The organism is Variovorax sp. LjRoot175, from assembly GCF_964253805.1.
Lineage (GTDB): Bacteria > Pseudomonadota > Gammaproteobacteria > Burkholderiales > Burkholderiaceae_C > Variovorax.
On record NZ_CAXURY020000001.1, the window covers coordinates 3181188 to 3203307 of the forward strand.

A 22120-nucleotide genomic window follows, 5' to 3' on the forward strand; every position below is an offset into this window, starting at 1 on the left:
CGGCGATGCGGGTTGCAAGGGGGGTCGGGGTACAGTGCGCGCCACCTACCAGATGCAAGGAAGACGACGATGCTCCCGCCCGTGCTCCACTACAAACGATGCCGCGAGAAGTTGCACGCGGCGCTTTACCGCCTCGCCGTTGGGGAAGGAGACGTTCGCGATCGCCTGCGCGGCGCGCACCGGTATCTGCGCATGCTGTCCGAAGACGAGGTGCCGCCCAGCATTCGCGAAGAGTGGTCGGGGATACTTCTCGCCCTGACTAGGCGCGGTCCAATGTTCGGCCCCAATGGGGATGTGTGGAAGCCAGCGCTGGACAACACCCTGGACAGGATCAGGAACAGCACGGGACGGCGGATCGCCGAGCGGATCTACGCGATGGTGGGTGACTTCAACGAGGCGGTGAACGACAGACGCCCCCGAAGGGGCGTCTGGTCAGGCCGCATTCCAGGCAACAGTCGGCAGCATGCCAATGCCGGGGCGGGCAAATAAGAAGCCTTGGAACAGCCTCACGCCGAGCCCGCGAAGCACCTGGACCTCTTCCGGAGTTTCCACGCCTTCTGCGATCACCTTGATCCGAAGCTCGTCGCATATCGCAACGACCCCCTTCACGATGGTGAACCGCACGGCGCTGAGATGGATGTCTCGAACAAAGCTCCTATCAAGCTTGACGATGTCCGGTTGAAGAGCAGCCAGCAGTTCAAAGCTTGCATAAGCAGCACCGAAGTCATCGATGGCAGAGGCGAACCCGAAGTTTTGGAAAGCTCGGAAAGTCGCGGCCAGCGCGGGCAGATCGGCGACGGGTTCGCCTTCAGTGAGCTCAAGTATCAGGCGATCGATGGGAAAGCGGACCCGCTCGGCCGTGCGAATGGCGGTATGAAAACACTCCGTGGGCCCCGCAACGTCGTTGGGAGCAACGTTGAGGCTCAGCCTGGATTGCATGCCGAGCATCGACGCCATTTCGATTGCCTTCACGCGGCATGCCTCGTGGAAGGCAAACCGATGACGCGCCTCTACACTGCCGAGCACCTGGAGCGCTCCTTCGCCGTGAACACCTCGCACGAGCGCCTCATGCGCGAATACTTCCCGCCGCTCGACGTCCACGATCGGCTGGAATGCCATCGTGAAGGCCGGCCCGACGCCGTCAACGGCGACGTCGTTAATGCTTTCCGATTTCACCGGGCACCGGACTCTTGGCGTGGCCGCGAAGAGCGGCGCGGGGTTTCGGACCTCGGCATAGCCTATGTGCCATTAGGGGACGCACCACCTTGACCCCCGGGGCCCTCATTCGCAGCAGGATCTGAAAGAACGAGCGCCGCGCGGTAGGCGGTGCGACCTGCCGTCTTGGCATCAGAGGCCAGCTGCTTCCACCGCCGTTCGCGTTCGCGCGGCGACTGGGTCGGTGGTTGCTCGATCAGTGACTGGCAAATGGCAAGCATTGCCATGGATGAGGTCAGGCAGAAATGGATGGCCGACAGCGTGGGCCGTGTCCGATAGCTTGCCTCCTCCTTGCTGCGGATGCGCTCTGCTTCATTCGGGCTAAGAGAAAGCAGATCGGTCGATGCAGTGAACGGTACATCGGGCTCGCTGTCCAAAATATCGTGGGCCGCCTGCTCAATGGTATCTACCGCCTTTGCCAACAAATTGAGCGAGCTCGAGGATGTGGCCATGAGTTCCTTACCCTTGTTCGTCAAGGGAGTCGCGAGCCGTTGATCGGGTCCACGGCAACCGCTAGTACTCCCAGGATTCTGCGAAGCGCCCCTTCAGGGCCTCTTGGGCCTTATCGTACGGCTGTGATGGGCGGCGCATCTGCATTGGGGGTTCGGTCCTACAACGAAAACGTGGGTTTTTGGCGAAGTCAGCCATGGTCAGCGCGCATGCTGGTAGGGCCGCATGCCGGCATGAAGTCCAAAGTCTTCAGATCGCCCCGACTCCCGCAGAGGCGGGTCATCGAGCGGCTCAAGCCGTAGGTTGAGCTGAGTAGAGAAGCCTGCAGAATGAGTTTCCTGAGCATCAGAGGAGCTCTGCCGACCATGACCGTCACGAGTGATGAAATCACGGCTCTGAGAGCTGACTTCAAGCGGTCGCACCGCCGGCCAGCACGAGCGTTGGCCGAACTCCTGCTGCTCGGGAATGTCATCCTCGAAGATCATGAGATGCTCGAAGGCGAGTTGGGAAATGCTTTCGAGCGGTTTGTCTTGGAGTCCTTAAGCCAGCAAGGCGTCGAGGCAGGCGAGTTTGCAGCGGCGGTGCAGGGGCTCGGCAAGCTTCGTGCGACCCTTGCCGAGCTTCAGAGCATTCCCGACTAAGTACAGCCATGGCCATCCTCGTCGGCACAGCATCCTGGACCGACAAGACGCTGATCGACTGCGGGCGCTTCTACCCGAAGGAGCCAAGCGCGAGGCGCGGCTACGCTATTACTCCTCGATCTTCCGTTGGTCGAGGTCGATTCGAGCTACGACGGTATTCCGCCCAGAGGAATCGGCCCTGGTGCAGCCGACGCGCGAACAGCCAGATGCCGATGCCATCTTGCACGAGGACCTTCATGCGATTGGCCCGGCGATTGGCAAACAGGTAAGCGTGGTGCGGGTGCGCAGCGCCAAACACCTTCACGACACGCGCCAGCGCGCGACACCGTGGACGGATACCACGGCAGCGGCCGGATCTAGCCGGGAACTCGTGGCGGTCGGGGGGTCGAACGGTGGTATGCCAGGGTGTGCTTGCCATAGATGAGCGCCTGGTCTCTACGCCAAATTCATGGTGACCACTTTGGCGCGGCATCGTTGGCCGCGTCCATCAGGCGCCGGATGGTCACCGCCAGGGCGTCGGTTTCGTCCATCTTCATGATGAGCCACATGTGCCGGCGCCCATGCAGGCCGTTGTGGTCGCCGCGGTGGCAGTCGGGGCAGAGACCGATGCTGGTGAACCACTGGCCCTGCTTGACCTCGTGCGCCTCGCTCGGCGGCGGGGCATCGCACAGCGAGCACGGCAGGCGCTTCACGCGCTCGATGTGGAGCTTCTCGGCGACGGCGGGAGCCTTCTTGTTCTTCGACTGCATCAGCGCTCCGGCCGCTGGCCCCAGGCCTTCGGCGTCGACCAGCGCACGTCATGCTCCGCGCCGAAGGCATACAGCCACTCGATGAAGGCGCTGCCCAGCGGCATGGTGAAGCGGCGGCTTTGCTCCCCCACCGCCACATAGCCATCGTTGTTGAGCGCCGGCAGCAGCTCGAGGTCATCACCGAACTTCAGCCAGTGCTCGCGCAGGTCGTCGTCGTCCCGGGTGTCGTGCTTGAAGGCGTTGATGAGCAGGCGCTTCCACGAGCCGGCCAGCAGAACCCGGCCGTTAATGCGGACCTGCATGGCGATGTCGCCGATCATGGCGTGGTACTTCTCTTCCTGCAGCCGGCTCTTCGTGTCGCGGCGCCGCTTGACGGTCAGCTCGACCTTGCCGCCGTCGCGGGTCTCTTCGATGACCGAAGGCAGCAGCGATCGAGCCAGATCCTCGAATTGCCGGCCGTGGGTGATGGTGAACGTTCTCATCGTGCTTTCCGTTTTGCGTTGGCGGCGCGCCTGCGCGCCTGGTTCACCTTGGCGGCGGTGTAGGCGCCCAGGAAGAGCGCCCCGTAGAGGCAACAGAACACCAGCGCCTTCATGGCAGGGGCACCACGTGAAGCTCCATCCCCCACTCCCCTTCCCGCTGGCCGTACTCCCATGTGATGCTCGGGTCCGCATCGTCGCGGCCGAGCCACTGCGCCACTTGGTCGACCGGCGCCTTCATGGATGCGCGCAGGTTGTCGTGTGCGTCCAGGCCCTTCCAGCCGGTGGCCGACGGCGGCGACACACGCACGAGCAGCACGCGCACCGGTCCGCGGGGCGGTGTCTTGCCGTTGAGCTGCCACTGCACGGCATCGCGCTCGGCCTTCACGCGGCGGTGCCGCGCGCGGAAGTGCTCGCGATCGTTCTGCCCGTTGCCGAGCTTGAGGGGGACCGAAAGGTGCAGGGTCATAGGGCGTCGTGGAAGAAGCGGTGCTTGGGCAGCCCGCGCGGGCCCTTCGGCAGCGCGGGCAACTTGGAGCGGGGGTCGACGTAGGCGCCGGGGATGCGCACGCCCCTGGCGCCCAGCTCCGCGTCGAGCGCGTCAGGCAGTGCGGCGAACCACTCCGGATCGCTCATCGACATCTGCCGGGCGCGCCAGCGCGCATAGGCGGCGTCGAGCTCGGCGAAGCGCACCAGGTGCTGCAGCGTGGCGGCGTAGTGCGCACGCTGGTCGGGCGCCGGCGCCCCCGGGAACATCTGCAGGTTCCCGTGTGCGTCCTTCGGGTGATTCTCGATCATCTGGCGAGCGCGAAGACGGAGTTGGGCACCGTGCGCATCGCGTGCTGCACGGTGGTGGTGGGCACGTAGGCCTCGAGCGCCGGCGCCCGGTTGCGCAGGTAGCGCGCCGGATAGCTCGGCGGGATCTGACGGCGCACGCGGCCGGCAGTGAGCAGGCGCTGGATGGCCTTCTGTGCGGCGTCCGGAGGCAAGCCGGCCAGGGTTGCGGCCTCGCGCGCGGTGATGCCGTTGTCGCCCTCTGGCACCACGGCGGCAATGCGGTCGTCCTGCTTCATGCGGCCACCGCGGAGAGAAGGTGCTGGAAGTGGTGCCAGTTCACATGGCTCGTCTTGAGCAGCCCGTGCAGCTTGTAGGCCTCCTTCACCACGCTGTCGTAGTCGAGCTCGCGCAGCAGCCGCTCGCACGCCATCAGGCCCGACACGATTGACGCGCGGCGCTCCTGCGGGATGAGCGTCTCGCCGGCCTGGTCGTACATCGCATTGCAGGCGCCGCGCAAGATCCGGATGTCGGGCAGGTCGGCGTCCAGGCCATCGGCGATCGCGGCGCCCAGCACCACGAAGAAGATGCGCCCGGCCTTGTTGACCATCTCCTTGCTGTTGTCGCCGGCCAGCGCGTGGAACTGCGCCGACGTGAACGTTGCGCGGACCTCCTTCTCGATCACAGCGCGCTCGATCAGGCTGATGCCTCGTTGCTGTCGCTTCATGCCGTCCGCCCGTAGTTGGCGTAGCGGCGCTGCTGCGGCGTGAACGGCTTGGAGGCCTCGGGCGGCAGGTCGCCGGTCGCGCGGAGACAGTGGTCGACCATGATGCGCGAGACGTACTTGCCGCGCGTCATGCCGTCGAGGATCTGGTGCGCGCGCTCGCGGTTGAGCTGCACCGGTACCCGCTTCACGCGGGGGAAGTGGGCTAGGACTTCGATGGTCATGGTGATGGCGGCTCATCGTTGGCCGCGGGGTGATAGTCGACGAAGGCAGCGAAGTTGCCGGCGAGCTCGCGGGCCTCCGCGCGGATGTCCTCGATCTGCTTGAGCACGGGTCGATAGGTGGCGAAGCCGCGCTGATGCAACTCGCGCTCCGCGCATGCGGCCATGTGGGTGAGGCGCTGCGAGTGCAGCAACTGCGCGGCAAGGAGGGCCATGGTCACGCCGGCTCCCCTGCCCTGGCTTCGACGGCAGTGCGCACGCGCGCCGTGTAGGCCAGGAACGTCTCGCGGTTCGCGCTCAGGTCGTGCTCGTCCCACTTGCCCAGGCCGAGCTCAACGCCCTTGGCCTCGATCGTCGAGCGGTTCTCGTCCCACGGCTTCTCGGGCATGCCGACGCCGGAGGCGATCGCGGCTGCCTCGCCGAGCTGGCGCTTGACGATGCCCAACAGGTAGGCCATGCCCTTCGGCGGCTTGGCATCGATGCAGGTCTGCGCCGCGGCCTCGAAGACCTCAAGGGGAACGCCCTGGGCGATGTAGGCCAGCAAGGTCGGGTTGGACGGGTTCACGTCGGCAACGCCCTTGGCCTTGATGGCGCGGCAGATGGCTCCCGCTTTCGTCGGGCTTTGCCCGTCAACCCCCACCAGCTCCGCGCGAACATCTGGTGGGGGGGTATCTACTTGGGTACTGGTTCCGGTTCCGGTTCCGGTGCTGGATTCAGGGTGGAGTCCCTTGCCTGTCCCGTGGGACAACGGCGGGACTCCGGCTGGATTGGCGGGGGAATCCGAGAGAGTCTTTGCACGGGCCAGCGCCTTGCGGTCGGACTCCTTGCGGCGGCGCGTCATCATGTCGACCACGAAGCTGATGATGGTGTCGTGATAGAGCCTGCCGTCCTCGGCAAGCCACCAGCCACGGCGCAGCACGGCGCGGTTCTTCTGGAAGGCCTTGAGCGGCATCCCGATGCGCGCGGCGATCAGGTCATCGCCGTCGGGCAGCGAGCCGCACGGGCTCTGCTTCCACGCGGTCAGCCACAGCATCAGCAGCCACGGCCGCAGCTCGGGAGGCGCGAGCGCCCACGTGTCCGACTGCTCGATGCGCTCGTGGTCGAGCTCGAAGCGCCAGCCCTTGGCGCGCACGTCTGCGGGATATGGAACTGGCAGGGTCACGCAACCGCCCTTTCCTGCCCGAGCTCGCGATAGTTCGCCGCCACGATCGCCGCGGCCAGCGGCGGGCACACGCTGTTCCCGCACATGCGCACCTGGGCCGTCTTCGAGAGCCGCTTCATGAACTTTTCGCCCAGCAGCAGCGACTTCAGTCGGTCCTCGACCTCGATGTCGATGATGTAGCTGTCGTCGAAGCCTTGGGCCCGGTAGAGCTCACGCGGCGTCAGCATGCGCAGGCCGATGTCGACGATCGCGTACTCCTCGCCGTGCACGGTCACCAGCGCAAAGCGGTCCTTCGTTGTGACGGTGTGCATCGGCTCGTCGAGCCGCGGATCCTGGTCGGTGCCGAAGTACTTCAGCAGGAAGGCGCGCACCTCGGCAAAGTGCGTGCCCTGAGCGCTGATCGTGTGCAGTGGCTCGTAGACGCCTTGCGCCGTGCTGGTGCCGCGCAGCTTCACAAGGTTGCTGGTCACGAGCGTCTGCTGCGCGCCTTTGGCCGTGATGGTGCTGATCGGAGCGGTCGCGGGCCGGCCGTCACTCGGCACCACGCCGCGGTGGTTGTTGTGCTGTGCCAGAAACGCAGAGACGAGCGCGAAGTGGCCGCCCTTCACCTGTGCGCACTGGGTGCGCAGCGGCTCGTCGGCGGCAAAGGTGCGTTGATTCGATGCGTTCGCGTGCTCGGTCAGGAATGGGACCAGCGTCGGCACGATCAGCGCCTTCTCGCCGCGCTGGGCGCCGGTAACCGTGCGCAGCGGCTCGCGGATGTCCTCGGTGCGGTCGCCGCCCTGGTGCGTCAGCGGCACGATGAAGGGATCGGCTGCCTCCACAACGTAGCGCATCACGCCCTTGGCAATTCGGCGCAGCGTGGCCTCTGCCAGCGGACGCTTGCGGTCAAAGATTGACGGGCACGGGAGGTCCCAATCGATGCACTCGGCCGCGGTGCGCCAGGGCTTCAGCTTCTTCGCGCGCACCGGCAGGCTGTCGGGCTTCGCGCTGGTCGGCTCGGGCCAGACGATCGGCTCGCCGTCGAACCGGATGATGATGAACAGGCGCTTCCGGATGGTCGGCACCCGGTACTCGCTCGCGCGCAGCTCGCGGCACTCGACTACGCCGCCCAGTTGCTCCATCGCGCGGACCCACGCCCGGAACGTCTCGCCCTTGCGCTTCGGGCACGGCATGCCGTCCTCGGTCAGCGGGCCCCAGGTCTGGAACTCTTCGACGTTCTCAAGGAAGATCATCCGCGGCCGCACAGCCTTCGCCCACTTCACGACTACCCAGGCCAGGCTGCGGATCTTCTTGCTCACGGGCTTGCCGCCCTTGGCCTTGCTGAAGTGCTTACAGTCCGGGCTGGCCCACAGGAGGCCCACCGGCCGGCCTTCGGTCACCTGCAGCGGGTCGACCTCGAACACATCGCTGACGTAGTGCCGGGTCTGAGGGTGGTTCGCCTGGTGCAGCGCGATGGCCTCCGGGTCGTGGTTGATCGCGATGTCGACGTGGCGGCCGATGGCCTGCTCGATGCCGGTCGACGCGCCGCCACCACCGGCGAACAGATCCACGACCAGCTCCGCGGCCAGGCCGAGTTGGAACTGAGGGGTCAGCATGCGGAGCCTCCTGCGGAGGTGTGCATGTGGTCGGCGTTGGCGGCTTCACGCCGGCGCACCGCCTTCGCCTCGCGGAACTCGAAGAGGTCACGGTGAGCCGGGTTCGCGAGCGCGAACAGGCGCGCCAGGTACGGGGTGTGCCAGTCGTTGAGCTTCCACGGCCCGCCCACTTCGGCGAGCGCAGCGTGGTGCCGCAGCACTTCGATGATGGTGCGCGCGCTGTAGTGTTGGAAGCCCTTCGCGACGACGCGGAAGGCCTCGCGCTCAAAGGCCTCGTAGACGTGCAGGTTCTCCGGCAGGTAGGCCAGAAACTCGGGCGTAAAGCGATCGGCGTTCTCGCGCGCGATCGCGAGCGGGCGCCATCCGCCATTGATGTTGGTCATCCTCATCCCTTGACCTTCTGACCGTGGTTCACAAGAAAGCGAAGGGTCAGGACGTACTCGCCGGGCGCCATTTCGCCGTTCTCGTTGACGTTGCGCACCGTGACCTCGGGGTTGTGCTGGCCGGCGATGCGGCGCAGTTCCACGACCTGGCCGGAGGGCAGCTTCCACCACTGGTAGAGGCTGACCTGGGGACGCGGGCCCGGCGCGGGCTGGTCGACCTTGATGGCCCGCTCTGCGGGCTTCCCCTCGCTCATTCCTCCACGTCCCAAATCAGATGGGGCGCGCGCTCCATGATTCGCGCGTGGCTGCGCGTCAGAAACTCGTAGGTCGAGGGGTCGACGCACTTGTGGTCGGCCGGGACCACCTTCTGGCCGAGCTGCGCGAGGACGGCTGCGAAGTTGTCCAGGTGATCGTTCAACAGGCGGTTTACGGTCGCTTCGCTCACTCCCATTGCAGTGGCGAGCGCCTTCTGGCTTTCAGCGCCTTGCACCGCCTGACGGATGTGCGTCACGATCTTTCTGGCCCTTTCAGGCGTGCTCAATGAGTATTCAGGCATGAGTACTTTCGTCTTCGACGATGACAACGAGGGGTTAGAGCGCGGCGTGCGGCCGCAGCTCGAGGGCGCGCTGGACGTAGGCGCGGGTGAAGGCACGCCGCTGGAGCGTCCCCCGGGGAAATGGATTCACGTCTTTGATGCGCTCCCCGCGTTCAGCCGCTTGGCGCGCGAGGTCGACGACCTCGAGGCTGGTAAGGGAGGCAATGGGCTTGATCTGCACCTACGCGCTCTCCCTGGAGAGGTCGCTGTGAGCCAGCTCGGGAGTGCGCGCCTCGACGAGTTCCTCCAGCGACACGCCGCCACCAGTGAAATCGCGGACGCTCAGCATGAATTTCGTCGGGCATCCGTTGTCGGCCATCTGGCTCACGCGGCCGACAGAAACACCAAGGTGAGCAGCTAGGGCCGTATAGCGCCCTCGCTCTTCGTCAAGCCAAGTTTTGAGGTTCATGACCAGCAGTTTAGCTTTGCCTAAACCCGGACGTCAAGACTTTCCTAAACCATGAATGTTTATGCTTTGCTCAACATGGACGACATGACACTCCACCGTAAGCGGCGCCTGCGCGAGCTCATTTCGGCCAAGCCATACCTGGGGAATCAACAAGCATTTGCGGCGGCGGCCGGCTTGTCCAAGGGCCGCGTCACCCAGTTGCTGGACCCGCAGGACTCCTTCGGGGAGCTTTCAGCGAAGCGCATCGCGATCAAGCTGGAACTTGGCGATCCTCGGTATTTCGAGCTGGGGTTCACGAGTGACAGCGCAGCGCCCGTGAAGCTCGTAGGCCTACCCAGCATCGCTAAGAACTCAAGTGACCTCGTGATACCTCAATTCGACGCCGGTGGCGGGATGGGCGGCGGCAAGCTGCTACTTGACGACCAGCCTGGCGTAATCAAAAGCTGGCATGTAGACCATGAGTGGCTACGCCAGAATGTCCGGCACCACACAGGGCCGCAAAACCTCTGCATCGTCACGGGCTTCGGCCCATCGATGCGGCCGATGTTCAACCCTGGCGACCCTCTGTTGGTCGACCGCGGCGTGACCGTCTGCGAAACCGACGCCGTGTATTTTTTCCGCGTCGGCAAGCATGGGTTTATCAAGACGCTCCAGCGCATTCCGACCGCCAGCGGCTTGGTCGTACGGGCGAAATCAAAGAACCCCGATTACGACCCCTTCGACATCACCGCAGACATGGACTTTGCCGTGCTGGGCAAGGTGCTCACTGTCTGGAAGAGCGAGCAGTTCTGAGCGGGTGCAGGCCGATACCAAACACCTCTGAGCAACACACGATCAAAAACCCGCCGCGAGCGGGCTTTTTTTTGCCCATCTTGCGGCTGGGTTTTTCTCTTGCTTCAATTGTTTAGGTTTTGCTTGACCTCTCTGTTTAGCTTGTTCTAAACTGCACTCCGACGCCGCATCCCGTGGCGCAGTAAGGAGTGAACGATGGCAATTCCGTTCCGCCGCATCCCGCGCGGCGCGCGCGCCCGGGCTGCTGGATCAGTGCCAACAACCGGACCGCGCGCCGCGTTGGTGTCGACCGAAGATGAACTTCTCGCGATCGACCGCGCCGTCAACGAAGCCAAGAACAACGGCATCCATGACCGCGTGTGCACCGACGCTGCGATGCGCTTGGATGCCCAGCACGGAATCGGCCTGCTGTGAGCGCCGCTCTTTGCACGGCGCTGCAGCGGCTGATGGCTGTCGCGGTATGGGACGAAGACACCGACCGTGTTGAGTTCGACGGGCGCCCCGTGAGAGCCGCCCTCGAAGCCATAGCCACCCAGGTCGTGAACGTCTGCCTCGCCATCCTCTTCCTCGCGATTTGGCTCGGCCTTGGCGCCTACCTCGACGCAACCCCCTCCGAAACCGATGCCGCGCAGGCGTCCGCACAAGCCGCCGCCGATGCCCTCGACGACGCGCGTAGCCGCGCCCGACTGGAGCGCATCGAGCACACCCATTTCGCAACCACTGAGAGCCAACCATGAACGCCCAAAGCAAACCTCTCGAGCTACAGCCCATCGAGGGCGCGGTGCCGTCCTTCCAGCACAGCGAAGGCGAGTTCGTCTTCGTAGCCGTCAACCACCGCGCAGCGAACGAGCCACGCCTCGACATTCAGCGCTACCGCGAGTTCGCGAGCGACGGGCGCACCGACTGGAACGTGGCGATGTTCCTGTGCACTGCCGTGCTCCTGATTGGCCTCGCCGCCCTTCTCGCAAGCATCGCCATCCTGGCCGGCGCCTATGTCGACCCCATCGTTGCCTTCATGTACGACGTGCCCGCCGCTCGCGGCTACGGCCTGGCCGGCGCGCTGGTGACGGTGCTCGGCGCCGCCATGGTGCTGCGCCTTCGTCGCATCGCTCCGGGAGCACTGGCATGACTCTCGCCACCCAGGAATACGACGACGGCGAAGTGGTCTACGACTCCACGACTGCGCGCCCGGCCGAAGATCCGCCCTTCGACGTCGACCCGCCTGCTGCTGCGGCAGACGAACCGGCCGTTCCAGTGGAAGCAAAGCCCACAGCGACCGCCCTGGCGCTCGTCGAGGTCAACAAGAACATCGCCGAGTTCGATTCCGTCGAGGCCGGCCTGCAAGCGCTCGAGAAGAAATATCGCGGCGTCATCTTCGGCGACATCCAGACCTCCAAGGGCCTCAAGGCTGCCAAGGAGGCGCGCGCCGAAGTGCGCAAGCCGCGTTATGCAGCACAGAACGCGATCACCAACGCCAAGGGCCCGCTGAACACGCTGAAGGCAGCCATCGCACTTCGCGGCGAGGCAATCATCGCGCGCATTGCAGCGGTCGAAGACCCGATTGACTCCCAGGTGAAGGCGGAAGAAAAGCGCCTCGTCGAGGAAAAGGAGCGGCTCGAGCGCGAGGCAGCCGAGCGCAACAAGGCCATCGATGAGGCCCTGGCCGACATCACCAGCCGCATCGAAGCGTGCACCGAGCAGCCGGCCTCGTTCATCGGCGAAACCATCGCGTGGCTGGACAACACCGAACTGACCGAAGAGGACTTCGGGGCCCGGCTCGCAGAGGCACGCACCGCATGGCAGAGCACGCGCGACCGGCTGGTGCGCATGCAGGCCTCGGCCGAAGCCAACGAGCTCGCCGCCGCCAACGCGAAGATCCTAGCCGACCAGTTGAAGGCCCAGCAGGAAGAGCTTGACCGTCGTGCCGCGGCCCTGGCGAAGCGGGAGGGCATCGCCAACCGGATCGACGCGCTGCGCGCGCTGCCGCTCACGCACGTGGAGAGCAGCGCGGCCGTGCTGCGCGAGGTCATCGACGGGCTGAACAAGCTGCAGGCCGACGACTACGGGGACCGCATCAGCGAGGCCTACGGCATCACCGCCCAGGTGCTGCCCGATCTGCAGGATCTGTTCACCGCCGCGGTGGAAGAGGAAAGCGAGGCCGAGCAGCAGCTCGAGCCGGTGCCCACGATCACCGGGCCCAGCAGCCTCGAGGCCCTGCTGGACGAGGACGAAGTGCAAGAGCGCGCCCCCGCCGTCGTGGAAGCGCCTGCACCGGCTCCCGCCCCTGCGCCCGCGATCGCGCCGCGCTCCTTCGGCGGCTACACGCCGCTGCGCCCGTCGGCCGCGCCGCGCCGCGAGTTCCGCCCCACCGACGACCAGCTCATCGAAGTCCTGTCGCTGCACTACCGCGTGCACGAAAGCAAGGTCATCGAGTGGCTGCTGACCCTGGACCTGATCGCCGCGGGCAACCGCCTCGTCGCCGCCGAAGCGGGCGACCCGCTCCCCTTCTGACCCTTCCCCCATCACAGGAGATTCCAAAAATGACAACCGCAACCGCCCAGCGCGTGGATCTGTCCGCAGTGCTGAACCCCGCTCCCTCCTTCCCTGCGCCGGCGCGCGTGAACAGCGGTATCTCGCTGATCGACAGCACGGCCATGGATGCCATGTACCGCTTCGCCGAAATGATGGCGTCGGGTCGCGCGACAGTGCCGAAGCATCTGCAAGGCAACATCGCCGACTGCATGGCCGTCGCGCTCCAGGCCCAGCGCTGGGGCATGTCGCCCTTCGTCGTGGCAAAGAAGACCTACGTGGTCGACGGCAACCTGGGCTACGAGGCGCAGCTCGTCGCCGCCGTGGTCAACACCAGCAGCCTGCTGCAGGGGCGCCTGAAGTACCAGTGGTTCGGCCCGTGGGAAAAGATCATCGGCCGCTTCAAGCAGGTCGAGAGCCGCACGAAGAAAGACGACTTCGGCAACCCGAAGAAGTACATGGTGCCGGACTGGCGCCTCGAGGACGAGCAGGGCCTGGGCGTCACCGTGAGCGGCCTCGTGCGCGGCGAGGAAGAGTGGCGTGAGCTCACCATCCTGATGACGCAGGCGCGCACGCGCAACTCGACGCTGTGGGCCGAAGACCCGCGGCAGCAGATTGCCTACCTCTGCACCAACCGCTGGGCCCGCCTGCACACCCCCGAGTTGATCCTGGGCGTCTACACGCCGGACGAGCTTTCGTCGTCGGTGTTCATGGGCCCGGCCGACGTGGTGCCGCCGCAGACCGAGCCGCCCAAGGATCTGGTCGACGACGCGCGCGCTGCCGCAGACAAGGGCCGCGATGCCTTCGCCGACTTCTGGAAGGGCCTGCTGCCCGTGGCGCGCCGCGCGCTCGAGCGCGAAGTCAACGACCTGCAGAAGCGCTGCGCCGAGGCCGATGCGAAGCGCACCGTCGAGAACCCCACCGAGACGCCGGCAGCCACGGCACCCGCCGCTGCGCCGGCCACCGCCGCGCCCGCGACCAACGATGCGCCCGCGAAGCCCACCGGCCGCACGCGGCCGCCAGCGCCAGCACCGAAGCCCACCGCGGCGCCGGCGCCCAGCCAGGCCGCGGCCGCGCCCACCGGCGCGCCCGTCTTCACCGCCGCAACGGTCGAGCAGCGCCTGAAGGACGCACCGGATCTGGACGCGCTCTACATCGCCGCCGACCTCATCAACCACGTGCAGGACGCCAACGCGGTGCCCGCCCTGGAAGCCCTCTTCGAGCAGCGCCAAGCCGTGCTCGGCGGCTGATCCCCATCAACTTCAGGAGAACAACATGAGTTTCCGCGTCATCCCCTGCGAGCAGGGTTCAGAGGACTGGCACAAGGCCCGCGCCGGCGTCATCACCGCCAGCAACTTCAAGATTGCCCGCCAGCGCGTCAACGGGCTGGACGAGCGCCAGCAGAAGTATGTCGACGCCATCCGCAAGGGCGTGTCCGAGCTAGAAGCGCGCGTCATCGCCGGATACAAGGCCGCGCCGACTTCGGAGACGGTCAAGCGCGCGCTCGACGGCGAGAAGGTGGGCGAGATTTCCGACACCGCGAAGAACTACGCCTTCCGCGTGGCCTTCGAGCGCATCAGCGGCGAGCCGATGGACGAAGGCTACGAGACGTGGCAGATGTCGCGCGGCCACGAGCTCGAGCCCGAGGCGCGCGCCGAGCACCAGATCCTCGAGGGCGTGCTGGTCGAGCGCGCCGGGTTCGTGGTCACCGAGGACAACGTATTCGGCGCCAGCGCCGACGGCCTGATCGGCCCCAAGGGCGGCAGCGAATACAAGTGCTTCGTCTCGCCGGCCAGCCTGCGCCCGGTCCTGCTGCTGAACAACATCGATGAGGTCTTGGACCAAGTGCAGGGCTGCATGTGGGTGACCGGCCGCGACTGGTGGCACCTGGGCTTCTATTGCCCCGCGCTGCGCGCGATCGGCTACCCGCTGCATCTGCTTCGCATCAAGCGCGACGACAACTACATCGCCGCCATGGAAGCCGACCTCCTTGAGTTCAAGGCCGAGGTCGACAGCCATGAGCGTGCGCTGCGCGCACTCGCCGCCGCCAACAACCCCCAGTTCGCGCACGCGGCCTGACCCCCTTTCGAACCCAGCTCTACGAAGGAGTGTTTTTCATGTTCGGTTCGATCAATTCCCGCGCCGGCGAGAAGCCGCTCCAAGCCACCGCCGCCGCCGAGCCGGTGCCGAGCGTCCCGCCAGCCGATGACAAGGTGGACGCCGTGCCTGGCAGCACCTACGACGCAGCCGGCAGCTACCGCCCGGACCTCGAGCGCGGCGCGCGCGACCTCGTGAACCAGCGCCCTGACGACGCGGGTACCACGCTTCACATCAAGCGCGCAGCCGCCGCCCTGGTGCTGGAAATCAAGAAGGTGCGCGAGCAGCACAAGCCCGGCAGCGCCGAGTGGCTAGCCACCGATGCCGCGCTCGAGCACGCCATCGCGGCCAACACATGGGCGCTGCGCGCCGCCAACAAATAACAAAGCCCCCGAAGCCCTTTTGCTGTCACGCATCCCAACCAACCCAAGGAAACCATGAAGTGAAGTCCTACTCCCTTTTCATCAACGAGTTGAACGAAGGCAGCACGCATGCCGCGCTCACTGCCGACCTGAAGGAGCTCCTTCAGACCGTTCAGAACACCGGCCGCGCCGGCGCGCTCACGCTGAAGATCAAGGTCACACCCGCGATCAAGGGCACCCAGGGCGGCGTCGACAAGGTGACCATCACCGCCGAGCGAAAGCTCGAGCTGCCCAAGCCCGAACAGCCGGCCGACTTCTTCTGGCTGACCGACGACGGCGAAACCACCCGCCAGCACCCACGCCAGCACAGCCTCGAGCTGCGCGACGTTGCCTCCCAACCCCCCGTTTCCTTCAAGACCGCGACCTGACCATGACCGAAGCACTCAACCAAGCCACATCGCAACACATCGCCGCCCTCGCCGTCGCCGGCCTGAAGCCCATCAAAGTCGAGAAGACCCACCACGTCGTCGTCCCGGAGCGCTATCAGCGCTTGGACCTGACCGCCGAGGTCGAGAAGGCCGAGCCGGCGCCGTATCGCAAGAAGGGCACGGTGGTGCTCGGCGACGTGCCGAGCTTCATCACCTACGCCAAGGACCAAGGCGCGGAGAAAACCGGCTACATCTACGCCGACGTCGACTCGCGCACGCTGACGGCCGTCTTCAATGACGCCAAGGCCGGGCCCGGCTGGCGCGACCACAAGGCGACGTTCAAGGCCGAGCTCACGCCCGAAGCCGCGAAGTGGATCGCCGGCAACAACCAGCACATGGACCAGACCACGTTTGCCTCCTTCATCGAGGACAACTTCGCGGATCTGCAGGGTGCGGACGCCGCCAACCTGCTGACGGTGGCCACCACCATCCAGGCCACGAGCGGCATCAACTTCTCGGCCGCCAAGCGCCTGCAGGACGGTCAGACGCAGCTCGTCTACAACGAGACGATTGACGCCACGGCTGGCGCCAGCGGGGAATTCAAGATCCCGAAGACCTTCACGCTGGGCCTGCGCCTCTTCAAGAACGGTGACGGCTTCAAGCTGACCGCCCGCCTGAAGTACCGCCTGCACTCTGCCAGCGTGAAGTTCTGGTTTGAGCTCGAGCGCCACGAGCAGGCCATCGAAGCGGCGTTCAAGGAGTACGTCGCGAAGGTCACCGCCGAGAGCGGCTACACGGTCTTGACCGGCAAGGCCTGACCGTGCCACGCAGCAGCGCCGACGAAACCCGCAAGCCCGCGCGGCGGCTGGCGCTGCTGCGCCGCCGCGCCGAGCACCTTGAGCGGCGCATCGCCGAGAACCCCGACCGGCAAGCCGACCACGACAAGGCCGAAATCGCCGCACTGCGCTGGGCGATCGCGGAGCTTGAGCAGAAGAAACAACCGAAAGGACTGGGCGCATGACCCACTACGAGACACTGGGCGTCGAGCCGACGGCCAGCGAGGACCAGATTCGCAAGGCCTACCGGAAGCTGGCGCGCAAGTACCACCCGGACGTGAGCAAGGAGCCCGACCGCGAGGCCCGCATGCGCGCGATCAACGAGGCCAAGGACGTGCTGCTCGATCGCGAGGCGCGCAAGCGTTACGACGCAACCGGCAGCGCAGATGGCGGCATCGATCAGAAGAAGGCCGAGGCCGTTGGCATGCTGGTGCGCTTCTTCCGTGCGGGGCTGGATGAGCGGAGCCCGATCGTGCCTTTCGTCGCCGACTGCATCGACAGGTTGAAGGGCGAGGCTCGCCTCGCCATTTCCGAGTACCACGAACGCCAGAAGAAGCTCTCGCGGCGCCTGCGCAGCGTGAAGTGCAAGGGCGAGGACAACCTCTTCGCCTCGCTCATCAAGGAACAGTCCGACGGCCTGGTGCAGCAGGTTGCCCAGGCGGAAACCCTCATCGAGGTCGCGGCGCTGGCCCGCCAGATGCTGGACGACTACGAAATGGTCTACGAAGAGGCGCCCAGCTTCGCCGGGCTGCTGCTCGGCCAGCAGCAGCACCAGCAGGCCTACCGACCCTTCACCCTCGGAGGCATCTGATGGAGAAGCGTCACAAGGACATGCTCACGCTCCTGACCGCCGCAGGCCTGGAGCCCGGAAAGATCTACTCGCACCGCGGCCGCATCTGCGGCGAGGGCATGGCGCCCAACGGTCGCGAGCAGACCTTCAGTCTGTCGAATGGCAGCACGAGCGACGTGCGCGGCGACCTCAACGAGAGTTCGCGCATGAAGCGCTTCGCCAAGGCCAACCCCAAGGTCGAGCCGCCGAAAACAGCCCTGGGCCTCGCCCTGACCCAAGCCAAGGTCATCGAGCCGCCGCGTGTGCGCCGGCGAATCACGATCGACCTCGAGCCCCCGCCGCCGCCGCCGCCGCAGCTCGAGCTGACGGCGCCGCCGCCCGCCCCCGTCCAACCTCCACCAGCACCAGCACCCATGACCGCACCAGCCAAGACCATCAACAAGATCAGCCAAATCTCGTTCTTCAAGCTCTGCACCTGGCTGCAGACCGCTGACCTGAAGGAAGCGCATTCCTACCAGTGGATCGCCGATCGCGCGAGCCCCGTGGTGGGCGTGACCGTCTCGCCCAGCACCGTGCGCGAGGCCTACACCGCCACTGGTGTCGAGCTGCCCGAGCGCCTGCGCGCGCCGGCCGTCGAGCCGCACGTCTACGTGGCGCGCGAACTCATGGCCTTCATGCGCAAGCTCGGCGAAAACCCGTCGGAAGAACTGATGGCCATCGCCGGGAAGCTGGAGCGGGTATGAGTCAGCTAGACCACGACGTTGTAAAGCTGGTCGAACTTAATCTGAATGTCCCGGCCCATCGCGGGGTAGGCACCGGGCGGATCAAAGTCAGTGCCGCTTGCGCTCGCCGCGGTGCTCCCCAGGGGGGAGTACACAAAGCGCATGCCGGCCACGTAGCCGGGCGCCTTCTGCAATTCTGCGTTCATCAGCGCAAGGTACTCATCGGGTGTCACGTCTTTCTTCGGCATGTTGAACTCCAGAGTGGAGCAGCAGTATGACCGCTGAAATCGCTCCGATCACCCCGTGGAACCCGTCGCGCAGCGCAACGGCGCGCGTCAAGAACCCGCTGCCGGTACCGGAGCGCTGCCCGCACTGCGGCGGCCAGTGCTCGATCGTGGGCAACGAGCAGATCTACGGCCGCGTCTTCGGCGAGTGGCCCTACGCGGTGCTGTGCGCCGGGGTCGTGGAGCCCGCGGTGGTGCTGCCCGAGTTGGACTCGCTGGAAACGGGTGAAGGCGATGCCCATTAAGGCTGAGAACCGCGCCCGCTATCCGGCCAAGTGGCCGGAGGTCCGCGGCATGATCCTCGAGCGCGCAGGCTACCGTTGCGAATTTCCGGGCTGCACTTGCCAGCAATACGAGCCCGGCACGTGGGCGCTGGACCGCTGGCACCCGTGCGGCGCGCCGCAAGCCACCTACAGCGCCGCTCGCGCGATCGCAGCGGAGGACTGGGCTGCCGGCTTCGGCTTGCCGCCCAAGCCCATCGTGATCGTGCTCACGATCGCCCACCTGAACCACCAGCCCGAGGACTGCGACCCGGACAACCTCGCGGCCTACTGCCAGCGGCACCACCTGGCGCACGACCGCCAGCACCACCTCGCCAACGCGCAGGCCACGCGCCGCGCGAAGTCGGGCAATCTGGAGCTCGCGCTGTGAGCACCGGTGTGCTTGACGCCCTCATCAGCGATGCGCGTGCGATCGCGGGCAACGACGACGGCCGCATGCACAAGGGGTGGCTGTGGAAGTTCGCTGGCGGCCGCGCGTGCCCGATCGGCTGGGAGGACTGTTCGCAAGCGGTCTTCCGCTGCGCGCGCTCCGACGACTGGGACTACGGCGAGCCCGGGGGCCCCGGCGAGGCCGATTGCCGGGAAAATTGCCGCCACGGCATGGAACCCCCGGAAGAAGAACCTGAACAGCCATCTGAGGTCGAGACGTGAACGACACTCTCTCCCCCCAATCCATCGAGGCGATCACCGGCTACAAGCGCCCGGCCGAGCAACTGCAGGAGCTGCGCGCGCAGGGTTTCTACCGCGCGCGCCTCGGGCCGGTCGACGGCAAGGTGATCTTGGAGCGGCCGCACTACGAACACATCTGCGCTGGCGGCGGCAAGCCAGCCAACGACGCCCAGGCCCGGCCGCAAGTGAGGGCTGCGCGATGAAACGGACCCTCCCCCCGCTGGTGTCGATCAAGCACGGGTCCTACTGGCACGTCGCCACGGTCGACGGCAAGCGCAAGTGGACGAAGCTCTGCCGGGTGAAGGCGGGCCTGCCAGCGATGTACCTCGCCCTGGCCGAACTGAAGATCGACAAGAAGGGCCTGGAGGACATGATGCCCAAGTTGGTCGCGAACTGGATGCTCGAGGTGGGCGTCAAGCACAAGGCGAAGACGCAGGCCGACGACCGCACCCACAACAAGGCCATCACCAACGCCTTCCGCGACTTCCGCGCAAATCAGATCGAGCCGCCCGACGTGAGCACATTCCTCGAGACATGGGCGTCCCAGCCGCGCAGCTACAACGCCTATCGGGCCGCGCTGCGCGAGCGAATGCGCTACGCCGAGGCCAAGGGTTTTCGCAAGGCGGGCAGCAATCCGGTCGATTCGATCCCGACGATGAGCGTGAAGGCGCGAACCCGCTACATCACAGACAGCGAGCTGCGCCGCATCAAGGTGGCAGCGAACTACGGCGCGGACGGCAAGCGCACGCGCGCCGGTCACACGCTGTGCTGCTTCATCGACATGGCCTACCTGACGGGCCAGCGCTTCGGCGACCTGCTGCGCCTGCAATGGAGCCAGATCGGCAAGGACGGCATCCTGTTTGAGCCGTCGAAGCTCGAGGACAGCACCCAGGTGCGCGTGCTGATTGAATGGACGCCGAAGCTACGCAATGTGGTCGCACGCCTGAAGAATCCGCCTCCGCAGCCGACCACCAAGGGCAAGGCCAAGCCCATGAGCATCACGCACGTCTTCACCACCCTCAAGGGCGCGCCCTATACCTACGACGGCGCGAGCACCGCCTGGACGCGCGCACGCGACCGCGCCGGGGTCAAAAACGCTCACTTCCACGACCTCCGCGCCAAGGCGCTGACAGACGTCGACGAGCACCGCGATATCAAGGAAGCACAAGGGATGGGCGGGCACTCTACCCAAGCGCAAACGGCTGACTACATCCGCCACAAGAAGGCGAAAAAGGTCAGTGCGACACGCTGAAAAAGTGTCTACGCCGAATTCCCCTTCATTGGGGAAATGAGGGGCAAAAAGGCGATGATCGCGTAGACAAAATCGGCCTAAGCTATTGATCTAATTGAGAATTCTGTCTGGTTTGGGACCAGAGGGTCGAAGGTTCGAATCCTTTCGCCCCGACCAACTTTCTTTCTTCCGCCTCAGCTCACAGGCAACTGCTCCGGCATCGGTTCGGGCGGCGGTTCCTTCTTGGGCTCGGTCCGATCGGGTTTGGCCTGATCGAGTTCATCGATCATCTTTTCGCCCACCGGGTCCTTGCCGTCCGAAGGGATCGATTCTTCGAAGCCGATCTCGGGTTCCTCGTCGAGGGTCGGGTGGCGTGACGAAGCGGGTTGGGTGGCGTCGTTGCTCATATTGAACTCCATGCGGAGCTTCCACATTCGCTCTTCGCGACACGCCCCAGCCTCAGGCAAAGGCCAGAGCCCTTGTCGTCCGGCGCCGACGCCGGGGGCGCCACCGTAAAATCGGCCCCCATCTGCCCGTAGCTCAGTTGGATAGAGCACCTGCCTTCTAAGCAGGTTGTCGGGGGTTCGATCCCCTCCGGGCAGGCCATCAGCCAGTTTCATCAGGCTTTAATCAGTTGTCGATTCCGGCATATCTTGTCGCAAACGACAAGATACGCCGGAAAAATGGCAGCCAGTTGATCGGGCTCCGGGTGTCCGGGTGTTATTCCGTAGGTCTCTGGTTCGAGCCCTGGCTGAGGGGCCACTACAAGTCTTACAGGCATTGAGGGCCTTGTTTCCCAATCATTAGCGAGGCCCTCTTCATCTTTTTTTTCCGACGTTTCCACACGCGCATCCACATTCCGGCGCCTCTCCCATCCCGGGGCGCGAAAAGTACGAGCACGACGAGATTGTGGCGCGATACGATTAGCCTGCGCGCCCGGCGCGACCGAGCGTTTGCGCTACCCCCAGCGGGTCGGCCGATGACCAGACGAACTGCACCGCACCATGCGTTCCCATCTGCAGGCAGGCGAGCGGCACCTCCGGGTGCCGTTTGTCTTTGCGCGATCGGAGTCGCGCGCCCTGCTAGCTTTCGTGAAACCAGGCGAGCATGGGTCGCTGTGCGTCGCGCTCGGTCGCGCTGATCCGAAGGCGATAGGGGCCGTGATCCACCCACTCGCAGTGCAACGCGCCGAGGAGCTCCGTTGTGTCGCCGGGCCTCACAAAGTCCACCGCTAGTTCAATCGATCGATGCGCCGCAGTAGCTGCGAACTGGATACTCCGCTGCGCAACATCCCGGGCCCCGCCTTTGGCCTCTTTCAGTGTGGACAGCGGCCTCGATGTGAAACGCACCCACGGTACCTCGCCCTGCTGAGCGACAGCGAACGCTATGTCCGCGATCGCCTCAAAGGTTACCTTGTTGCTCCTGCTGGTCAGATGCAGATATGCCGGCACGTGAAAAGTCAGGTGCGGCTGATCAATCGGCTTCACCGCCTTCGGATCGTCGGGCACCAAATAAGCCACACGCATCCGATTGAAGGCACTCCACACGAACTGCTGCGCGGCGAACTCGCGTGCGACAAAGGTCCGGTCGTTCAAGCCCACCGATATGTCGCCATTGGGTTGCAAGCTGACCCAGCCGATGCGCAGCAGCTTGCCGCTGACCGTCGCGCAGAGCGTGATGATCATGAGTCCGGGCGGAC

38 protein-coding genes, 1 tRNA gene and 3 pseudogenes are annotated in these 22120 nt (G+C 65.6%); 23 read left to right on the plus strand and 19 right to left on the minus strand.

All coding sequences use genetic code 11. The annotated features are described in order from the left end of the window. Nucleotides 1-69: 69 nt before the first annotated feature. A complete protein-coding gene (locus ACSQ89_RS15770) occupies nt 70-489 on the plus strand; it encodes a hypothetical protein (RefSeq protein WP_436296246.1) in 420 nt (139 codons plus the stop codon). Here the strand turns inward: ACSQ89_RS15770 and ACSQ89_RS15775 are convergent. Both ACSQ89_RS15775 and ACSQ89_RS15780 read right to left on the minus strand, forming a co-directional pair. Then, nucleotides 433-1176, minus strand: coding sequence for an EAL domain-containing protein (locus tag ACSQ89_RS15775; RefSeq protein WP_436296247.1), 744 nt, complete (start codon nt 1174-1176; stop codon nt 433-435). The two genes, ACSQ89_RS15770 and ACSQ89_RS15775, sit on opposite strands and share 57 nt — an antisense overlap. A gap of 62 nt (nt 1177-1238) precedes the next feature. Further along, entirely contained in the window at nt 1239-1667 is a 429-nt protein-coding gene (locus ACSQ89_RS15780) for a hypothetical protein (protein ID WP_436296248.1), read from the minus strand. A gap of 327 nt (nt 1668-1994) precedes the next feature. Between ACSQ89_RS15780 and ACSQ89_RS15785 the strand changes: the two genes are divergently transcribed. Next, the gene (locus ACSQ89_RS15785; protein ID WP_436296249.1) at nt 1995-2306 is read left to right on the plus strand and encodes a hypothetical protein; all 312 of its coding nucleotides are present in this window, start codon (nt 1995-1997) and stop codon (nt 2304-2306) included. Between the two features lie 8 nt (nt 2307-2314). Continuing rightward, a pseudogene (locus tag ACSQ89_RS15790) lies at nt 2315-2468 on the plus strand (DUF72 domain-containing protein); the annotation flags it as partial. A 49-nt stretch (nt 2469-2517) separates the two neighbouring features. Here ACSQ89_RS15790 and ACSQ89_RS15795 read toward each other — a convergent pair. The 14 genes and pseudogenes from ACSQ89_RS15795 to ACSQ89_RS15860 form a co-directional block, all read right to left on the minus strand. After that, nucleotides 2518-2778 (minus strand): annotated as a pseudogene (locus tag ACSQ89_RS15795) (hypothetical protein); the annotation flags it as partial. After that, the gene (locus tag ACSQ89_RS15800) at nt 2753-3055 is read right to left on the minus strand and encodes a hypothetical protein (protein ID WP_436296250.1); all 303 of its coding nucleotides are present in this window, start codon (nt 3053-3055) and stop codon (nt 2753-2755) included. The gene ACSQ89_RS15800 and the pseudogene ACSQ89_RS15795, both read right to left, overlap by 26 nt. After that, the gene (locus ACSQ89_RS15805; RefSeq protein WP_436296251.1) at nt 3055-3537 is read right to left on the minus strand and encodes a recombination protein NinB; all 483 of its coding nucleotides are present in this window, start codon (nt 3535-3537) and stop codon (nt 3055-3057) included. Before ACSQ89_RS15805 ends, ACSQ89_RS15800 begins: the two co-directional genes overlap by 1 nt. A 109-nt stretch (nt 3538-3646) precedes the next feature. Continuing rightward, on the minus strand, nt 3647-4003 hold the full coding sequence (locus ACSQ89_RS15810) for a hypothetical protein (RefSeq protein WP_436296252.1): 357 nt from the start codon (nt 4001-4003) through the stop codon (nt 3647-3649). Beyond that, the gene (locus ACSQ89_RS15815) at nt 4000-4332 is read right to left on the minus strand and encodes a hypothetical protein (RefSeq protein ID WP_436296253.1); all 333 of its coding nucleotides are present in this window, start codon (nt 4330-4332) and stop codon (nt 4000-4002) included. Before ACSQ89_RS15815 ends, ACSQ89_RS15810 begins: the two co-directional genes overlap by 4 nt. Beyond that, on the minus strand, nt 4329-4607 hold the full coding sequence (locus ACSQ89_RS15820; protein ID WP_436296254.1) for a hypothetical protein: 279 nt from the start codon (nt 4605-4607) through the stop codon (nt 4329-4331). Before ACSQ89_RS15820 ends, ACSQ89_RS15815 begins: the two co-directional genes overlap by 4 nt. After that, entirely contained in the window at nt 4604-5035 is a 432-nt protein-coding gene (locus tag ACSQ89_RS15825; RefSeq protein ID WP_436296255.1) for a hypothetical protein, read from the minus strand. Before ACSQ89_RS15825 ends, ACSQ89_RS15820 begins: the two co-directional genes overlap by 4 nt. Beyond that, on the minus strand, nt 5032-5256 hold the full coding sequence (locus ACSQ89_RS15830) for a hypothetical protein (protein WP_436296256.1): 225 nt from the start codon (nt 5254-5256) through the stop codon (nt 5032-5034). The genes ACSQ89_RS15825 and ACSQ89_RS15830 overlap by 4 nt, the downstream gene beginning before the upstream one ends. Then, the gene (locus ACSQ89_RS15835; protein WP_436296257.1) at nt 5253-5468 is read right to left on the minus strand and encodes a hypothetical protein; all 216 of its coding nucleotides are present in this window, start codon (nt 5466-5468) and stop codon (nt 5253-5255) included. The genes ACSQ89_RS15830 and ACSQ89_RS15835 overlap by 4 nt, the downstream gene beginning before the upstream one ends. 2 nt (nt 5469-5470) lie before the next feature. After that, nucleotides 5471-6385: a hypothetical protein gene (locus tag ACSQ89_RS15840; protein ID WP_436296258.1), complete on the minus strand. Its 915-nt coding sequence runs from the start codon at nt 6383-6385 to the stop codon at nt 5471-5473. 26 nt (nt 6386-6411) lie between these two features. Then, nucleotides 6412-8013 (minus strand): DNA cytosine methyltransferase, encoded by a 1602-nt coding sequence (locus ACSQ89_RS15845; RefSeq protein ID WP_436296259.1) that lies wholly within the window; start codon nt 8011-8013, stop codon nt 6412-6414. After that, nucleotides 8007-8396, minus strand: a complete 390-nt coding sequence (locus ACSQ89_RS15850) for a hypothetical protein (protein ID WP_436296260.1) — start codon at nt 8394-8396, stop codon at nt 8007-8009. The genes ACSQ89_RS15845 and ACSQ89_RS15850 overlap by 7 nt, the downstream gene beginning before the upstream one ends. Nucleotides 8397-8398: 2 nt before the next feature. After that, complete coding sequence (locus ACSQ89_RS15855; protein WP_436296261.1) at nt 8399-8650, minus strand: hypothetical protein; 252 nt, start codon at nt 8648-8650, stop codon at nt 8399-8401. Beyond that, nucleotides 8647-8952 carry a hypothetical protein gene (locus ACSQ89_RS15860; protein ID WP_436296262.1) on the minus strand — a complete coding sequence of 102 codons (306 nt, stop codon included), beginning with the start codon at nt 8950-8952 and terminating at the stop codon, nt 8647-8649. Before ACSQ89_RS15860 ends, ACSQ89_RS15855 begins: the two co-directional genes overlap by 4 nt. Here ACSQ89_RS15860 and ACSQ89_RS15865 point away from each other — a divergent pair. From ACSQ89_RS15865 to ACSQ89_RS15930, 14 genes and pseudogenes are all read left to right on the plus strand, one after another. Beyond that, on the plus strand, nt 8951-9352 hold the full coding sequence (locus ACSQ89_RS15865; RefSeq protein ID WP_436296263.1) for a hypothetical protein: 402 nt from the start codon (nt 8951-8953) through the stop codon (nt 9350-9352). The genes ACSQ89_RS15860 and ACSQ89_RS15865 overlap by 2 nt on opposite strands. A 99-nt stretch (nt 9353-9451) precedes the next feature. Beyond that, nucleotides 9452-10192 (plus strand): S24 family peptidase, encoded by a 741-nt coding sequence (locus ACSQ89_RS15870; RefSeq protein ID WP_436296264.1) that lies wholly within the window; start codon nt 9452-9454, stop codon nt 10190-10192. Between the two features lie 195 nt (nt 10193-10387). Further along, entirely contained in the window at nt 10388-10606 is a 219-nt protein-coding gene (locus tag ACSQ89_RS15875; protein ID WP_436296265.1) for a hypothetical protein, read from the plus strand. Further along, nucleotides 10603-10929, plus strand: a complete 327-nt coding sequence (locus tag ACSQ89_RS15880) for a hypothetical protein (RefSeq protein WP_436296266.1) — start codon at nt 10603-10605, stop codon at nt 10927-10929. Before ACSQ89_RS15875 ends, ACSQ89_RS15880 begins: the two co-directional genes overlap by 4 nt. After that, entirely contained in the window at nt 10926-11321 is a 396-nt protein-coding gene (locus tag ACSQ89_RS15885) for a hypothetical protein (protein ID WP_436296267.1), read from the plus strand. Before ACSQ89_RS15880 ends, ACSQ89_RS15885 begins: the two co-directional genes overlap by 4 nt. After that, entirely contained in the window at nt 11318-12703 is a 1386-nt protein-coding gene (locus ACSQ89_RS15890) for a hypothetical protein (protein ID WP_436296268.1), read from the plus strand. The genes ACSQ89_RS15885 and ACSQ89_RS15890 overlap by 4 nt, the downstream gene beginning before the upstream one ends. A 29-nt stretch (nt 12704-12732) precedes the next feature. Next, nucleotides 12733-13971: a RecT family recombinase gene (locus ACSQ89_RS15895; protein ID WP_436296269.1), complete on the plus strand. Its 1239-nt coding sequence runs from the start codon at nt 12733-12735 to the stop codon at nt 13969-13971. A gap of 25 nt (nt 13972-13996) precedes the next feature. Further along, a complete protein-coding gene (locus ACSQ89_RS15900; protein WP_436296270.1) occupies nt 13997-14800 on the plus strand; it encodes a lambda exonuclease family protein in 804 nt (267 codons plus the stop codon). Between the two features lie 38 nt (nt 14801-14838). After that, the gene (locus ACSQ89_RS15905) at nt 14839-15201 is read left to right on the plus strand and encodes a hypothetical protein (protein ID WP_436296271.1); all 363 of its coding nucleotides are present in this window, start codon (nt 14839-14841) and stop codon (nt 15199-15201) included. A gap of 59 nt (nt 15202-15260) precedes the next feature. After that, complete coding sequence (locus ACSQ89_RS15910; protein ID WP_436296272.1) at nt 15261-15608, plus strand: hypothetical protein; 348 nt, start codon at nt 15261-15263, stop codon at nt 15606-15608. Nucleotides 15609-15610: 2 nt separating this feature from the next. Further along, complete coding sequence (locus ACSQ89_RS15915; RefSeq protein ID WP_436296273.1) at nt 15611-16426, plus strand: DUF2303 family protein; 816 nt, start codon at nt 15611-15613, stop codon at nt 16424-16426. A gap of 2 nt (nt 16427-16428) precedes the next feature. Beyond that, the gene (locus ACSQ89_RS15920; protein WP_436296274.1) at nt 16429-16629 is read left to right on the plus strand and encodes a hypothetical protein; all 201 of its coding nucleotides are present in this window, start codon (nt 16429-16431) and stop codon (nt 16627-16629) included. Continuing rightward, nucleotides 16626-16817 (plus strand): annotated as a pseudogene (locus ACSQ89_RS15925) (DnaJ domain-containing protein); the annotation flags it as partial. The gene ACSQ89_RS15920 and the pseudogene ACSQ89_RS15925, both read left to right, overlap by 4 nt. A 437-nt stretch (nt 16818-17254) precedes the next feature. Further along, the gene (locus ACSQ89_RS15930) at nt 17255-17977 is read left to right on the plus strand and encodes a hypothetical protein (RefSeq protein WP_436296275.1); all 723 of its coding nucleotides are present in this window, start codon (nt 17255-17257) and stop codon (nt 17975-17977) included. A gap of 5 nt (nt 17978-17982) precedes the next feature. Here the strand turns inward: ACSQ89_RS15930 and ACSQ89_RS15935 are convergent, their stop codons facing one another. Continuing rightward, a complete protein-coding gene (locus tag ACSQ89_RS15935; RefSeq protein ID WP_436296276.1) occupies nt 17983-18204 on the minus strand; it encodes a hypothetical protein in 222 nt (73 codons plus the stop codon). A gap of 26 nt (nt 18205-18230) precedes the next feature. Here ACSQ89_RS15935 and ACSQ89_RS15940 point away from each other — a divergent pair, with 26 nt between their 5' ends. The 5 genes from ACSQ89_RS15940 to ACSQ89_RS15960 are packed head-to-tail and all read left to right on the plus strand — an operon-like array spanning nt 18231 to nt 20442. After that, nucleotides 18231-18485 carry a hypothetical protein gene (locus ACSQ89_RS15940; RefSeq protein WP_436296277.1) on the plus strand — a complete coding sequence of 85 codons (255 nt, stop codon included), beginning with the start codon at nt 18231-18233 and terminating at the stop codon, nt 18483-18485. Then, entirely contained in the window at nt 18475-18891 is a 417-nt protein-coding gene (locus ACSQ89_RS15945; RefSeq protein ID WP_436296278.1) for a hypothetical protein, read from the plus strand. Before ACSQ89_RS15940 ends, ACSQ89_RS15945 begins: the two co-directional genes overlap by 11 nt. Continuing rightward, complete coding sequence (locus tag ACSQ89_RS15950) at nt 18888-19172, plus strand: hypothetical protein (RefSeq protein ID WP_436296279.1); 285 nt, start codon at nt 18888-18890, stop codon at nt 19170-19172. Before ACSQ89_RS15945 ends, ACSQ89_RS15950 begins: the two co-directional genes overlap by 4 nt. Next, on the plus strand, nt 19169-19393 hold the full coding sequence (locus ACSQ89_RS15955; RefSeq protein WP_436296280.1) for a DUF4224 domain-containing protein: 225 nt from the start codon (nt 19169-19171) through the stop codon (nt 19391-19393). Before ACSQ89_RS15950 ends, ACSQ89_RS15955 begins: the two co-directional genes overlap by 4 nt. Beyond that, nucleotides 19390-20442, plus strand: a complete 1053-nt coding sequence (locus ACSQ89_RS15960; protein WP_436296281.1) for a tyrosine-type recombinase/integrase — start codon at nt 19390-19392, stop codon at nt 20440-20442. Before ACSQ89_RS15955 ends, ACSQ89_RS15960 begins: the two co-directional genes overlap by 4 nt. A gap of 173 nt (nt 20443-20615) precedes the next feature. Here the strand turns inward: ACSQ89_RS15960 and ACSQ89_RS15965 are convergent, their stop codons facing one another. Continuing rightward, nucleotides 20616-20828, minus strand: coding sequence for a hypothetical protein (locus ACSQ89_RS15965; RefSeq protein WP_093108894.1), 213 nt, complete (start codon nt 20826-20828; stop codon nt 20616-20618). A 122-nt stretch (nt 20829-20950) separates the two neighbouring features. Here ACSQ89_RS15965 and ACSQ89_RS15970 point away from each other — a divergent pair. Continuing rightward, nucleotides 20951-21027: transfer RNA gene (locus tag ACSQ89_RS15970), tRNA-Arg, on the plus strand. Between the two features lie 476 nt (nt 21028-21503). Here ACSQ89_RS15970 and ACSQ89_RS15975 read toward each other — a convergent pair. After that, nucleotides 21504-22106: a hypothetical protein gene (locus tag ACSQ89_RS15975; protein ID WP_436290189.1), complete on the minus strand. Its 603-nt coding sequence runs from the start codon at nt 22104-22106 to the stop codon at nt 21504-21506. Nucleotides 22107-22120 lie beyond the last annotated feature (14 nt).

Bases quoted from the DNA above. Each gene is read 5' to 3' on its own strand.
- ACSQ89_RS15960 (WP_436296281.1), top strand. From the start codon at position 19,390: ATGAAACGGACCCTCCCCCCGCTGGTGTCGATCAAGCACGGGTCCTAC.
- ACSQ89_RS15820 (WP_436296254.1), bottom strand. From the start codon at position 4,607: ATGAAGCAGGACGACCGCATTGCCGCCGTGGTGCCAGAGGGCGACAAC.
- ACSQ89_RS15905 (WP_436296271.1), top strand. From the start codon at position 14,839: ATGTTCGGTTCGATCAATTCCCGCGCCGGCGAGAAGCCGCTCCAAGCC.
- ACSQ89_RS15930 (WP_436296275.1), top strand. From the start codon at position 17,255: ATGGAGAAGCGTCACAAGGACATGCTCACGCTCCTGACCGCCGCAGGC.
- ACSQ89_RS15895 (WP_436296269.1), top strand. From the start codon at position 12,733: ATGACAACCGCAACCGCCCAGCGCGTGGATCTGTCCGCAGTGCTGAAC.
- ACSQ89_RS15935 (WP_436296276.1), bottom strand. From the start codon at position 18,204: ATGCCGAAGAAAGACGTGACACCCGATGAGTACCTTGCGCTGATGAAC.
- ACSQ89_RS15850 (WP_436296260.1), bottom strand. From the start codon at position 8,396: ATGACCAACATCAATGGCGGATGGCGCCCGCTCGCGATCGCGCGCGAG.
- ACSQ89_RS15800 (WP_436296250.1), bottom strand. From the start codon at position 3,055: ATGCAGTCGAAGAACAAGAAGGCTCCCGCCGTCGCCGAGAAGCTCCAC.
- ACSQ89_RS15785 (WP_436296249.1), top strand. From the start codon at position 1,995: ATGAGTTTCCTGAGCATCAGAGGAGCTCTGCCGACCATGACCGTCACG.
- ACSQ89_RS15805 (WP_436296251.1), bottom strand. From the start codon at position 3,537: ATGAGAACGTTCACCATCACCCACGGCCGGCAATTCGAGGATCTGGCT.
- ACSQ89_RS15770 (WP_436296246.1), top strand. From the start codon at position 70: ATGCTCCCGCCCGTGCTCCACTACAAACGATGCCGCGAGAAGTTGCAC.
- ACSQ89_RS15855 (WP_436296261.1), bottom strand. From the start codon at position 8,650: ATGAGCGAGGGGAAGCCCGCAGAGCGGGCCATCAAGGTCGACCAGCCC.
- ACSQ89_RS15845 (WP_436296259.1), bottom strand. From the start codon at position 8,013: ATGCTGACCCCTCAGTTCCAACTCGGCCTGGCCGCGGAGCTGGTCGTG.
- ACSQ89_RS15825 (WP_436296255.1), bottom strand. From the start codon at position 5,035: ATGAAGCGACAGCAACGAGGCATCAGCCTGATCGAGCGCGCTGTGATC.
- ACSQ89_RS15830 (WP_436296256.1), bottom strand. From the start codon at position 5,256: ATGACCATCGAAGTCCTAGCCCACTTCCCCCGCGTGAAGCGGGTACCG.
- ACSQ89_RS15870 (WP_436296264.1), top strand. From the start codon at position 9,452: ATGAATGTTTATGCTTTGCTCAACATGGACGACATGACACTCCACCGT.
- ACSQ89_RS15780 (WP_436296248.1), bottom strand. From the start codon at position 1,667: ATGGCCACATCCTCGAGCTCGCTCAATTTGTTGGCAAAGGCGGTAGAT.
- ACSQ89_RS15835 (WP_436296257.1), bottom strand. From the start codon at position 5,468: ATGGCCCTCCTTGCCGCGCAGTTGCTGCACTCGCAGCGCCTCACCCAC.
- ACSQ89_RS15875 (WP_436296265.1), top strand. From the start codon at position 10,388: ATGGCAATTCCGTTCCGCCGCATCCCGCGCGGCGCGCGCGCCCGGGCT.
- ACSQ89_RS15915 (WP_436296273.1), top strand. From the start codon at position 15,611: ATGACCGAAGCACTCAACCAAGCCACATCGCAACACATCGCCGCCCTC.
- ACSQ89_RS15975 (WP_436290189.1), bottom strand. From the start codon at position 22,106: ATGATCATCACGCTCTGCGCGACGGTCAGCGGCAAGCTGCTGCGCATC.
- ACSQ89_RS15885 (WP_436296267.1), top strand. From the start codon at position 10,926: ATGAACGCCCAAAGCAAACCTCTCGAGCTACAGCCCATCGAGGGCGCG.
- ACSQ89_RS15940 (WP_436296277.1), top strand. From the start codon at position 18,231: ATGACCGCTGAAATCGCTCCGATCACCCCGTGGAACCCGTCGCGCAGC.
- ACSQ89_RS15810 (WP_436296252.1), bottom strand. From the start codon at position 4,003: ATGACCCTGCACCTTTCGGTCCCCCTCAAGCTCGGCAACGGGCAGAAC.
- ACSQ89_RS15865 (WP_436296263.1), top strand. From the start codon at position 8,951: ATGAGTACTTTCGTCTTCGACGATGACAACGAGGGGTTAGAGCGCGGC.
- ACSQ89_RS15965 (WP_093108894.1), bottom strand. From the start codon at position 20,828: ATGAGCAACGACGCCACCCAACCCGCTTCGTCACGCCACCCGACCCTC.
- ACSQ89_RS15945 (WP_436296278.1), top strand. From the start codon at position 18,475: ATGCCCATTAAGGCTGAGAACCGCGCCCGCTATCCGGCCAAGTGGCCG.
- ACSQ89_RS15890 (WP_436296268.1), top strand. From the start codon at position 11,318: ATGACTCTCGCCACCCAGGAATACGACGACGGCGAAGTGGTCTACGAC.
- ACSQ89_RS15900 (WP_436296270.1), top strand. From the start codon at position 13,997: ATGAGTTTCCGCGTCATCCCCTGCGAGCAGGGTTCAGAGGACTGGCAC.
- ACSQ89_RS15860 (WP_436296262.1), bottom strand. From the start codon at position 8,952: ATGCCTGAATACTCATTGAGCACGCCTGAAAGGGCCAGAAAGATCGTG.
- ACSQ89_RS15815 (WP_436296253.1), bottom strand. From the start codon at position 4,332: ATGATCGAGAATCACCCGAAGGACGCACACGGGAACCTGCAGATGTTC.